The sequence below is a fragment of the Planococcus glaciei genome (assembly GCF_900099655.1).
GTDB lineage: Bacteria > Bacillota > Bacilli > Bacillales_A > Planococcaceae > Planococcus > Planococcus glaciei.
Map to the genome: position 1 here is coordinate 60284 of NZ_FNDC01000007.1, position 12104 is coordinate 72387.

Sequence of the window (12104 nt, forward strand, 5' to 3'; positions counted from 1 at the left end):
CGGACCACAGAAAAAAGAAGCCTTGCATAAGTAGCTGCAGGGCTTCTTTCACTATTACTTAATGATGTGGATTGGAGTTCCTAGAGCTACTTCCGCAGCTTCCATTGTAATCTCAGCCAATGTCGGGTGAGCATGGATTGTCATCGCGATATCTTCAACTGTCATGCCTGCTTCAATAGCAAGGCCTAGTTCAGCGATCATATCGGATGCGCCAGCTCCCACGATGTGAGCGCCAAGAAGCAAGCCGTCCGATTTGCGTGAAACCAATTTCACGAAACCGTCTGGAGCATTCAATGACAACGCACGGCCGTTTGCGCCGAATGGGAATTTAGCAGCAGTGAATTCAAATCCTTCAGCTCTTGCTTGCTCTTCGGTCAAACCGACGCTCGCAAGTTCAGGATCTGTAAAGCATACTGCTGGAATTGCCAAGTAATCGACAACTGATTTTTCTCCTGCAATTGCTTCAGCAGCTACTTTGCCCTCGTATGATGCTTTGTGCGCCAATTGAAGGCCAGCAACAACATCACCGATTGCGTAGATATTCGAAATGCTTGTACGGCACTGTTTGTCAACTTCGATCAAACCGCGCTCAGACATTTTAAGGCCCAATTCTTCAAGACCCATTTCGTCTGTGTTTGGACGGCGTCCAACAGTTACCAAAACGTAATCCGCTTCGATTGTCTTTTCTTCGCCGTTTGCTTCATAAGATACAGTAACGCCGTTTTCTGATTCTTCCACGCCTTTAGCAGACGCTTTCGTGATCACTTCAACGCCTTTTTTCTTCAAGCCTTTTTTAACAATTGCTGTCATTTGTTTTTCAAATCCAGCAAGAATATCAGGTGCGCCTTCAAGGATCGTTACATCGGATCCCATGTTTGCGTACGCTGTTCCAAGCTCAGTACCAATGTAACCTCCGCCGATTACGACAAGTTTGCCTGGTACTTCCTGAAGGTTCAAAGCTCCAGTAGAATTGATGACACGTTTCGAAAATTTAAAAGTTGGAATTTCTACCGGACGTGATCCTGTAGCAATAATCGCATTTTTAAATTTGTACGTTTGTGCTGCGTTTTCAGTGATGACACGGATTGAAGTATCATCAACAAAATAAGCTTCACCGCGGACGATTTCCACTTTATTGCCTTTAAGCAACGATTCTACGCCGCCAGTCAATTTTTTCACAACGCCGTTTTTAAATTCCTGCGCTTTTTCGAAGTTCAAAGAAACTTCTTTGGCAACAACGCCCATAGCATCTGAGTGCTGCGCTTCTTCAAAGCGGTGACCTACAGAGATCAAGGCTTTTGAAGGAATACATCCGACGTTCAAGCAAACGCCTCCGATGTATTCTTTCTCAACGATTGTTACTTTTTGTCCAGTTTGCGCTGCACGGATAGCTGCTACATATCCGCCAGGGCCTGAACCGATGACGAGCGTGTCTGTTTCGATTGGAAAATCTCCTACTACCATAAGTTTTACGCCTCCATTAATAGTAATTCAGGTTGACTCAATAAACGCTTAATGTGATTTAACGCATGTTGCGCCGTTGCTCCATCAATCATACGGTGATCGAAGCTCAATGATAATGCTAACACAGGAGCGGCAACAATTTCACCATTTTTAATTACAGGTTTTTCAGCGATGCGGCCGATTCCAAGAATCGCAACTTCCGGATGGTTGATAACCGGAGTGAACCACTGGCCTCCAGCGGAACCGATATTTGTGATAGAACAAGAAGCGCCTTTCATTTCTGCAGGGCTTAATTTTCCATCACGGGCTTTGGTCGCAAGCTTATTGATTTCATCAGAAATAGCAAAGACGGACTTGCGGTCAGCGTTCTTGATAACCGGCACCAAGAGGCCTTTTTCGGTGTCAGCAGCAATCCCGATGTTGTAATAATGCTTCTGGATTACTTCGCTCGTTTCATCATCGAACGATGTATTCAACGCTGGGAATTCACGCAGCGTGCTTACTAGCGCTTTGACAACGTATGGCAAATAAGTAAGTTTGATTTCTTTTTCTGCTGCAATGTCCTTGAACTTTTTGCGGTGAGCAACAAGTTCGGTTACATCGACTTCGTCCATCAGCGTTACGTGTGGAGCCGTGTGTTTTGAATGAACCATTGCTTTCGCAATTGCTCTGCGCATTCCGGACATTTTTTCGCGCGTTTCCGGGAATTCGCCTTCCGGCAGCGGAGCCGCTTTTGGTGCAGCTTCTTTCACTTCTTTTGTTTCTTCCTGCGGAGCCGCTTGCGCTGTTTCCTCTACAGCTGGTGCAGCTGCTTGTTGCTGGCCTCCGTTCAAGAATGCTTCAACGTCTTCTTTCAGGATACGGCCGTTGTTTCCAGAACCGGAAACTTGTGTGATGTCGACTTCCTTATCGCGTGCAAATTTACGGACAGAAGGCATCGCGATTACACGCGCGTTCGGATCCTGCGAAGTAGTCTGAGGCTGAGCACCAGCACCGGTTTCGCCCATTTTAGGCTGTTCTTCTTTTACTGATTCTTTTTCTACGTCTTGAGCAGCTTCGGCAGTTCCCGCTTGCACTTGCTCTTCCGTTTCCTGTTTTTCTTCAGGAGCGGAAGTTTCTTCAGTGCTTGCGCTTTCGTTGTCGGCTGCATCATCACTTTCAATGCGAACCAATACATCTCCAACTACGGCTACCGTTCCTTCTTCAACAATGATTTCCACGATTTTTCCAGTAACTGGCGACGGCATTTCAACAACTGCCTTATCGTTTTGCACTTCAAATAGAATGTCGTCCTCTTCGATTGTATCTCCGACTTTGACGAACCATTTTACGATTTCACCTTCATGGATACCTTCTCCGATATCCGGTAAACGAAATTCAAAAGCCATTAGTTTCACCCTTCCTTTTACGCAACTATTAGAACGTTAGAACTTTTTTCGCTGTTTCTACTATATCCTTCGAGTTCGGAAGCCAAACTTGCTCCGCCTGCGAGAATGGGAAAATCGAATCTGGCGCTGCTACGCGAAGTACCGGTGCTTCCAGGCTTAAAATCGCGCGGTCCATAATTTCTGCCACTACGTTTGCAGCAATCCCCGCCTGTTTCTGGGCTTCTTGTACGACCATGGCACGGCCTGTTTTTTCAACAGATGCCACAAGAGTTTCGATGTCCAATGGCTGAATTGTACGAAGATCGATCACTTCTGCAGAATAGCCTTCTTTTTCAAGTTCTTCAGCAGCTTTCAAGCTTTCTTGTACCATAGCGCCATAAGCGATGATGGAAATATCTTTCCCTTCGCGTTTAATGTCCGCTTTGCCAAGTGGAATCGTGTACGATTCTTCAGGGACTTCCTGGCGTCCTGAACGGTAAAGTTTCAAGTGCTCAAGGAAAATAACCGGATCGTTGTCGCGGATTGAAGAAATCAATAATCCTTTTGCATCGTAAGGAGTAGACGGAACAACCACTTTCAATCCTGGTTGTGAAGTCATCAATAATTCCAAAGAGTCAGCGTGCATTTCCGGTGTATGAACACCGCCGCCGAATGGAGAACGGATGGTAACCGGTGCATTCAAGCTGCCGCCGCTGCGGAAACGCATGCGAGCCAGTTGTCCGCTGATCGAATCCATTACTTCATAAACGAAACCGAAAAACTGGATTTCTGGAACCGGACGGAATCCTTGCAATGCCAGACCGATTGCCAAACCGCCAATTCCGGATTCTGCTAGAGGTGTATCAAAGACACGGTCTTCTCCGAATTCTTTTTGCAACCCTTCAGTCGCACGGAAAACCCCGCCGTTGTTTCCGACGTCTTCTCCGAAAATCAGAACGTTCTCATCGTTTTGCAATTCCAATCTGAGAGCGTCCGTAATTGCTTGAACCATAGTCATTTGTGCCATCGCTTACTTCGACTCCTTCGCTTTGTAGATTTCCAGCTGTTCCTGCACGTTGAATGGAACATCTTCATACATAATTTCAAGTAAGTTTGTTACTGTTTGTTTCGGTGCGCTGTCAGCTTTTTTAATTGCTGTTTTGATTTCATCTTTAGCACGCTCGATTACTTCGTTTTCTTTTTCTTCGTTCCATAAGCCTTTTGCTTCCAGGTATTTGCGGAAACGGACTAATGGATCTTTCTTTTCCCATTCGCTGTCGATATCAGATGTACGGTAGCGTGTCGGGTCATCCCCTGCCATCGTATGCGGTCCGTAGCGGTAGCAAAGTGTTTCGATCAAAGTCGGCCCGTCGCCTTTCACTGCGCGTTCGCGTGCATCACGCGTAACAGCATAAACTGCCAATGGATCCATACCGTCTACCAAGACGCCTGGAATACCTGCGGCAACAGCTTTTTGAGCAATTGTTTTAGCAGAAGTCTGCAATTCACGCGGAGTAGAAATTGCATACTGGTTGTTTTGCACAATGAAGATTGCCGGTGCACGGAAAGCACCCGCAAAGTTGATTCCTTCGTAGAAATCCCCTTGTGAAGAACCGCCGTCACCTGTGTAAGTGATTGCTACTGATTCTTTTTTGCGTTTTTGCATGCCAAGTGCCACACCAGCTGCCTGGATGTACTGGGCACCAATGATGATTTGCGGCGGCAAAATGTTTAAGCCTTCAGGCATTTGGTTCCCCATGAAATGTCCACGCGAGAACAAGAAAGCCTGGTGAAGCGGCCAGCCGTGCCAAATCAATTGAGGAACATCACGGTAGCCCGGCAAGATGAAATCATCTTTCTCAAGAGCAAAATGAGAAGCCAATTGTGAAGCTTCCTGTCCTGCAGTCGGTGCATAGAAGCCTAGACGGCCTTGGCGGTTAAGCGAGATGGAGCGCTGGTCAAGAATACGCGTATAAACCATGCGGCTCATTAATTCCTGAAGCTCCTCATCTGACAACTTCGGATCTGCCTCTTCATTGACAATGACGCCTTCTTCATTAAGAACTTGAACCATTTCAAACTTTTCTTCGATTGCATTAAGCGTTTCCACTGGATCGAACTGCTGTGATTTTTTCGCAGCCATAAAAGCAACTCTCCTTTATCTGTATTAAAATTATTATATTCAATTAGTAATACAATTGCACATTCTAACTCAGTATACGTTAGATGATTTGCTCGGTCAATCATAGCGAACCTATATTAAACAAGCATTTTTTGCCATTAAGAAACGAGGTTCCACGAAAACTGTATTAGTGCACGGTTGACACCTGTATTATAAAACAGCCTATAAATCCTTCTTCTTTTATAGCACAGAAAAAAGCGGCCGGTGCGGCCGCTTTTTATTCATTCTCTTTCAAGTTATCCACAATTTGATTTTTCATTTCATTGAATTGTTCAGTGCTGTTATTAAATGCTGTAACAGCGTCCTGAACGGCTGTGTTTTGTTCATTGACTTCCAGGGCTTTTTCCTGCATCGTCTTGAGCTCTGTTTCTTCGTCCATCAGCATCGTGTACAATTCCTGCTGAAGGCCGTTCAAGGTTTCGTATGCTTCCGTAAATTGGCCGTGGGCATCAAACCGTTCCTGCATTTTCTCTTTCAAAGAACCTAGCTCTTCTTTCAGCTGAGCGTCATCCGTTTCTGCAATGACCGTATCGATTTCTTTGAAATTTTCCTGGGCATTGCCCATGGATTCTTTTTCAGCTGCCAGAAGTTCCAGCCGTTCTTGTGCTGAAGCAAGTGCTTCTTCCGCCTTGCTGTCCACTTCGTCTTGCTGTTCCTGCGTCAAAGCCATGATCGATTCGAACAATTGCTGTTCGTCTTTTTCAAGCTCTTCCATCTTTTTTTGCGTTTCCCGATACTCTTTTTCAGCATCGAATGTATCATTTAACACAGCGTCCAATTGCTCTCCTGCTGCCGGGCCTGAACATGCACTCAAAAGCAGCACACTTGTAAAAATGCCGGCTGAAACGATTCTTTTCATGCCAAACCCTCCTTAATGCTTAAATCAACTATAATAGCTGATTTTGAAAAACACAACCGGCGGCAACGGCTTTTTTCTTTTCCCAGCACGGCGGATTGCGCTATACTTAAATATAGTGGTTTTAATGAAAGGATGAATACTCTTGATATTGATGAAAGACATTATACGCGAAGGCCACCCTACTCTCCGGGCACGTTCAGAAGAAGTTGCCTTTCCGCTTTCCGAAGAAGACCGGAAACTGGCGGAAGACTTGTTGGAGTATGTTGTAAATAGCCAGAACGATGAAATGATCAAAAAATACGATTTGCGCCCCGGCGTTGGAATTGCCGCGCCGCAGGTCAATGCACCAAAACGGATTTTCGCCTTGCATTTCGATGAAACTTCCAGCGAGAACTTGAGCCTGATTGCCATCAACCCGAAAATCGTCAGCCATTCCGTTGAACGCTCGTATTTAGCAGCCGGCGAAGGCTGCCTTTCTGTTGACCGGGCAATTCCAGGCTATGTTCCCCGCTATGCACGCGTTACCATCAAAGCACTTGATATAGAAGGCAAAGAATACAAAATGCGCTTAAAAGGTTTGCCGGCCATCGCTTTCCAGCACGAACTTGACCACTTGAACGGCGTGATGTTCTTCGACCATATCAATCCCAAAAATCCATATGCAGAAATTGAAAATGCCATAGCAATAGGAAGAGACTCGGATGAATAATCCGAGTCTCTTTTAGGCTGTCGAGAAACATTCCATTCTTTAAGGCATTTCGCTCCAAGTGGACGCTTTCCGCGGGCCCCGCTTCAGCCACTTCCTTCGCGTTGCTCAGTCCAGGGTCTTCAGCTCGTGCTGCTCCCGCAGGAAACAAGACTGTGAAGCAGACTTGTTTGCGACGAAGCTAGCGAAGCGATACAGGAGCACAATGTTTATTCTCGCCACTTTCCGCTTCATTCGGCTCACTCTTTTCATAAAGAATTGTTTTTATTAGAAAGAGTAGATGAGTATACATGCTTTTTATTCACAGTTTACTGTCGATATGGAGCAAACCAGCGGAGACGCCTGCGGGAAAGCGAGACAGCCGAGACCCCGCAAGGTGCGGAAGCACCTGAGGAGGCTTGGCGGATCGCCCGCGGCAAGCGCAGCTGGTTTGCGGAATATCGGTAATATTCCAAAAAAAATTTTTTCTATTTCTTTCTCAACAAGCAGGAAGAAACTCGGATGAATAATCCGAGTCTCTTTTTTAAATCAATCCAAGATGTTTAAATGCTTTGGCAAGGCCGTCGTTGTCGACGTGATCAGTGACGTGAGTCGCTACTTGTTTGACTTCTTCTTCGCCGTTGCCCATTGCCACACTGACACCGGCAATTTCCATCATCTGCACATCGTTCAGGCCATCTCCGAAGGCTATCGTGTCTTCAATGCCGTGGCCAGTCGCTTTGATCAGGTGCTTGATGCCGCTCGCTTTGCTTCTGCCTCCCGGCGTAATGTCACAGGAAACCCGGTGCCAGCGCACGAATTCCATATTGCCGAATGTTTCATGGTATTGCTTCTGATCCGCTTCTTCACAGAACAGCAATGCCTGATAAACCTCGTGCTCCAAATGGAAGTCTTCAATCATCGCAGGGTGTGGAAATTTCAGGCTTTTGATGCCTTCGTCAATATCCGGGTGGTAATCGATGGTAGACACCATGCGTTCATCTGTCAGAAACACAATGGGATGGTCCCGTTGTTCCGCGTATTCCACAATTTTGGACAACGTATCGGTATCCAACGCTTCTTTATGTATAAGTTCTCCTTTATTGACTACGTATTGACCATTGAACGTAATAAAGGTATCGATATTCAACTCACTCAACACGCGTTTGATCATGAAAGGCCCCCGGCCTGTAGCTATCGCCAGTTCGTGCCCATTTGCCCGCGCCTGGATCAAAGCATCTTTAGCGCTTTGGGGAATTTCTTTTTTCGAATTCATCAATGTGCCATCAATGTCCAACAACAATAATTTACCCATTCATCATTCTCCATTCTAATTTTTTTGTGCCCAAATCGGCTCTATTCTTTACATTTATCAGAAAATACAGTATAATACCCTCAAGGAGTGAGATAGCCATGCTGAAACTGAAACGTATTCGGAGAAGACTGCTCAGACAGCTGAACGGCATTATGAACAAAAAGAAAATCGCTTGACCTTGTTTAGCCCTTCTGAATAAATAGGAGGGCTATTCTTTATTTTAAAACAATGTCATGATAATATAAAGAAAGTGATTTTAATTGAACGTGCAAAAGGAGAGCAAAATATGATTTTTAAAGTATTATACCAGGAAAACCGTGCAGAGGTACCAGTTCGCGAAAACACAAAGAGCCTCTATGTAGAAGCATCAACCGAGCGTGAGGTCAGATTCCACCTTAAAGACCGCAATTACAACATTGAATTCATTCAGCTGCTTGAAGGAAATCACCTAGCTTACGAACAAGCCAGCGAGAATTTCAAAGTTGAGAGTTTGGACTAATTATGAAGTTTGTAAAGAATGACCAGACTGCTGTATTCGCCCTCGGCGGACTAGGCGAAATCGGCAAAAACACGTATGGTGTCCAATTCCAGGATGAAATCATCCTGATTGACGCCGGCATTAAATTTCCGGAAGACGATTTGCTCGGAATCGATTATGTAATTCCGGATTATACTTACCTCGTTAAAAACGCAGATAAAATTAAAGGGCTGTTTGTCACTCATGGCCACGAAGACCATATCGGCGGAATTCCTTATCTTTTGAAAAAGATTAATATTCCGGTATACGGCGGAAAACTCGCTTTGGGCTTGCTGCGCAAAAAATTAGAAGAACACGGTTTGCTTCGCCAAACCAAAATGATTGAAATTGAAGAAGATGACGTGATTAAATTCAGAAAAACTTCCGTCAGCTTTTTCCGCACGACCCACAGTATTCCCGATGCTTTTGGCGTAGTTGTCAAAACGCCGCCAGGAAACATTGTGCATACAGGAGATTTCAAATTCGACTTTACTCCAGTCGGCGAACCTGCCAACTTGTTGAAAATGGCTCAAATCGGCAGCGAAGGCGTTCTGTGCCTGCTTTCAGACAGTACGAATGCTGAAGTTCCCGACTTTACCATGTCGGAACGCAAAGTCGGAGAGTCGATCAAGGACATCATGCGCAAAGTTGATGGCCGTCTGATTTTCGCCACTTTCGCTTCCAACATCTATCGTTTGCAGCAAGTAACCGATGAAGCTGTTGCCCAAGGCCGCAAAATCGCGGTTTTCGGACGAAGCATGGATAATGCCATGACCATCGGCCGCGAACTCGGCTACATCAATGCTCCGGAAGATGCGTTTGTCGATACACAGACTTTGAATCGCCTTCCGGCAAATGAAGTGCTTATTTTATGTACCGGGTCCCAAGGTGAACCGATGGCTGCCCTTTCACGGATTGCCAACGGCACACACCGCCAGATCCAGATTCAGCCGAATGATACAGTCGTCTTCTCGTCTTCCCCGATTCCGGGCAATACGAGCAGCGTAAACCGCACCATCAACTTGTTGTTCCGCGCAGGAGCGGATGTTATCCACGGTTCGTTGAATAACGTCCATACTTCCGGCCACGGCTCACAGCCTGAAAACAAATTGATGCTGCGCTTGATCAAACCGAAATTCTTTATGCCGATCCACGGCGAATACCGGATGCAAAAAATGCATGCCCAATTAGCTGTAGATTGCGACGTTCCGGAACAAAACACGTTCATCATGGAAAACGGCGATGTTCTGGCACTAGGCCAGGATGAAGCTTCGGTTGCCGGCCGCATTCCTTCCGGCGATGTTTACATCGACGGCAGCGGAATTGGAGATATCGGCAATATCGTCCTTCGCGACCGCCGCGTCCTTTCCGAAGAAGGGCTAGTGATTGTTGTAGTCAGCGTCGATATGGAGAAAAACAAAATGGTTTCCGGACCGGACATCATTTCACGCGGATTTGTCTATATGCGCGAATCCGGCACCATGATTTACGAGGCTCAGCAAATGCTGAACCGCCACCTCAATAAAAAAATCCATGGCAAAAACACCGAATGGACAGAGCTGAAAAACGAAATCTCTGACGTTCTCGGACCGTACTTGTATGAAAAAACAAAACGCCGTCCAATGATTTTGCCGATCATCATGGAAGTCTAGAAAAACTAAAGCGCCTGTCTCAGTCCCTCGGGGCTGCAGCTGGCCATCAGAAAAATGTTAGTGACTACGAACTGAAAAAGGAAGCCCCGAATTTCCGGAGCTTCCTTTTTTATGCCAAAAAACCCGTCCGCGTCAGGAGTTTCTGACACGGGCGGGGTTTCATTTTCCCGCTGTTTAGTTCAATACTTTTTTCTCGAAGCGGTTGATATCGGCGTCTGAACCGATAATAATCAGCACATCTCTCAGCTCAATTTCCATATCAGCTTGAGGCGATACAAGAATTTCTCCGTCCCGTTTGATGGCCACAATGTTGATGCCATACTTTGCCCGGATATCAAGTCCGATCAATGTCCGCCCTGCCAGTTTATCGTTGGCCTGAATCTCGGCAATGGAATGCTCATCAGACAGCTCCAGGTAATCCAACACATTGTTGGAGAGCATATTATGGGCAATGCGGATGCCCATATCGCGCTCAGGGTGCACTACTTGGTCGGCCCCAATTTTGCTCAATACTTTGGCGTGGTAATCGTTCTGGGCTTTAACAGTGATTTTTTTCACGCCGATTTCTTTCAGCATCAGCGTGGTCAAAATGCTCGCTTGGATATTTTCGCCGATGGCCACAATGACATGTTCAAAATTGCGGATGCCCAGTGATCTCAGCACTGCCTCATCGGTTGTGTCCGCCACTACCGCCTGTGTGGCAATCGAAGCGTATTCATCGACCCGTTCCGTGTCTTTATCAATCGCCATGACATCTGCGTCTTGTTCGATCAGTTCACGGACTATGCTGCCGCCAAAACGCCCAAGGCCAATGACTACAAATTCTTTTTTCATATGAATCCCCCAAATCATCTAATTGGCATTAGTTTATCACATTCTGCCAGTTTGCATACATGCCATAAAAAATCCCCGCTTATCTGCGGGGATCTAGTGGCCGTTGGGGCCGTCTTTCGCAATATTCGCAGCTGTCGTCGCTGCATTTTTCTTCACGCCATTCGTTGCATGTTGAACAATAGCTTGCATCAAATTCATCATCAAAGGTCAAAGCGGACAAACACGTATGGCAATACGTATGGACATCCATCCAGTTAATAAATTTCTTATTCGCCACTAAATAAAGGCCTTGTTGGTCCTGTTTGTAATTCATAATTGAAGATTTCTGGATAACACGATTTTTCGGATCCAAGAAAAAATTCATTTTGCCATTCACTTTTATCACTCCCACAGTATTGGTCGGGCTCGTTCATTTTTATTTAAATCCACTATTTTAGTTGGATAAGGAAAATTAATATAAACCAAAGCTTTTTTACCATTTCTTTATAATAGTAAATACTCATGGCAAAAAGCAATAGATACGATTAAAGAAATCAAAATAATTATTATATCTTGTATCTTAGCAAAGATTTTGTATAATAAAAGATGTTGTTTGTAAACTTAAAATCTATTTTAACTAAACTTTCATTTCTCACAGTTTACTTATACTAAATTGAATCGGGTGAAATAGTATGCAAATCGGAACCAAAATCAAACGGCTACGTTTGAAAAACGGGTTAACACAAGAAGAGCTGGGCGAACGCACAGATCTCAGCAAAGGTTTTATTTCACAGCTGGAACGAGATTTGAATTCCCCTTCGATTGAGACCTTATTCTCCCTTCTAGAAGTTCTTGGAACAACACCAAGAGAGTTTTTCGATGACTCCGATAAGGAAAAGAAAGTGGTTTTTACGACAAATGAACACACCATCCATACCGACGAAGACATGGGCTATGAAATCGACTGGCTGATCACCACTTCCAATAAGAAGGAAATGGAGCCCGTCTATTTAACCTTACAGGAAAAAGGCCAATACAAACAGTTTGAGCCTTCCCTTGCCGAAACATTCATCTACGTGTTGGAAGGGAAAGTGCGGCTTCTGCTGGGCGACGAGGAATATTTGGCATCAGCCGGAGACTCGCTCTACTACGAAGCGTCTGATCACCACCAATTAATCAATGCATTTAGCGGAAAATCCGAAATGATTATTGTCGCTACTCAATCTTATTTATAAACCAGGAGGTATCGT

At 45.2% G+C, this 12104-nt stretch carries 12 protein-coding genes; 4 read left to right on the forward strand and 8 right to left on the reverse strand.

Translation table 11 applies throughout. From position 1 onward, the window contains the following. Positions 1–54: 54 nt before the first annotated feature. From lpdA to BLQ32_RS10245, 5 genes are all read right to left on the reverse strand, one after another. A complete protein-coding gene (gene lpdA, locus BLQ32_RS10225; protein ID WP_074510240.1) occupies positions 55–1464 on the reverse strand; it encodes a dihydrolipoyl dehydrogenase in 1410 nt (469 codons plus the stop codon). 5 nt (positions 1465–1469) lie between these two features. Beyond that, complete coding sequence (locus BLQ32_RS10230) at positions 1470–2852, reverse strand: dihydrolipoamide acetyltransferase family protein (RefSeq protein ID WP_074510241.1); 1383 nt, start codon at positions 2850–2852, stop codon at positions 1470–1472. Positions 2853–2880: 28 nt separating this feature from the next. Then, positions 2881–3858, reverse strand: a complete 978-nt coding sequence (locus tag BLQ32_RS10235) for an alpha-ketoacid dehydrogenase subunit beta (protein ID WP_036807083.1) — start codon at positions 3856–3858, stop codon at positions 2881–2883. 3 nt (positions 3859–3861) lie between these two features. Further along, positions 3862–4974, reverse strand: a complete 1113-nt coding sequence (gene pdhA / locus BLQ32_RS10240; RefSeq protein WP_036807087.1) for a pyruvate dehydrogenase (acetyl-transferring) E1 component subunit alpha — start codon at positions 4972–4974, stop codon at positions 3862–3864. Positions 4975–5230: 256 nt separating this feature from the next. Then, positions 5231–5872 carry a YkyA family protein gene (locus BLQ32_RS10245; protein WP_074510242.1) on the reverse strand — a complete coding sequence of 214 codons (642 nt, stop codon included), beginning with the start codon at positions 5870–5872 and terminating at the stop codon, positions 5231–5233. Positions 5873–6014: 142 nt separating this feature from the next. Here BLQ32_RS10245 and def point away from each other — a divergent pair, with 142 nt between their 5' ends. Continuing rightward, positions 6015–6581: a peptide deformylase gene (def, locus tag BLQ32_RS10250; RefSeq protein ID WP_074510243.1), complete on the forward strand. Its 567-nt coding sequence runs from the start codon at positions 6015–6017 to the stop codon at positions 6579–6581. 520 nt (positions 6582–7101) lie between these two features. Here def and BLQ32_RS10255 read toward each other — a convergent pair. Then, positions 7102–7872 (reverse strand): Cof-type HAD-IIB family hydrolase, encoded by a 771-nt coding sequence (locus tag BLQ32_RS10255; protein WP_074510244.1) that lies wholly within the window; start codon positions 7870–7872, stop codon positions 7102–7104. A 286-nt stretch (positions 7873–8158) separates the two neighbouring features. Between BLQ32_RS10255 and BLQ32_RS10260 the strand changes: the two genes are divergently transcribed. After that, entirely contained in the window at positions 8159–8371 is a 213-nt protein-coding gene (locus tag BLQ32_RS10260; RefSeq protein ID WP_036807097.1) for a DNA-dependent RNA polymerase subunit epsilon, read from the forward strand. A 2-nt stretch (positions 8372–8373) separates the two neighbouring features. After that, the gene (gene rnjA, locus BLQ32_RS10265) at positions 8374–10041 is read left to right on the forward strand and encodes a ribonuclease J1 (RefSeq protein WP_036807100.1); all 1668 of its coding nucleotides are present in this window, start codon (positions 8374–8376) and stop codon (positions 10039–10041) included. Positions 10042–10215: 174 nt separating this feature from the next. Here the strand turns inward: rnjA and BLQ32_RS10270 are convergent, their stop codons facing one another. Together BLQ32_RS10270 and BLQ32_RS10275 are read right to left on the reverse strand one after the other, a co-directional pair. Beyond that, positions 10216–10875, reverse strand: coding sequence for a potassium channel family protein (locus tag BLQ32_RS10270; RefSeq protein ID WP_036807111.1), 660 nt, complete (start codon positions 10873–10875; stop codon positions 10216–10218). Between the two features lie 79 nt (positions 10876–10954). After that, complete coding sequence (locus tag BLQ32_RS10275; RefSeq protein WP_036807114.1) at positions 10955–11251, reverse strand: hypothetical protein; 297 nt, start codon at positions 11249–11251, stop codon at positions 10955–10957. A gap of 295 nt (positions 11252–11546) precedes the next feature. Here BLQ32_RS10275 and BLQ32_RS10280 point away from each other — a divergent pair, with 295 nt between their 5' ends. Further along, positions 11547–12089 (forward strand): helix-turn-helix domain-containing protein, encoded by a 543-nt coding sequence (locus BLQ32_RS10280; protein ID WP_036807117.1) that lies wholly within the window; start codon positions 11547–11549, stop codon positions 12087–12089. Positions 12090–12104 lie beyond the last annotated feature (15 nt).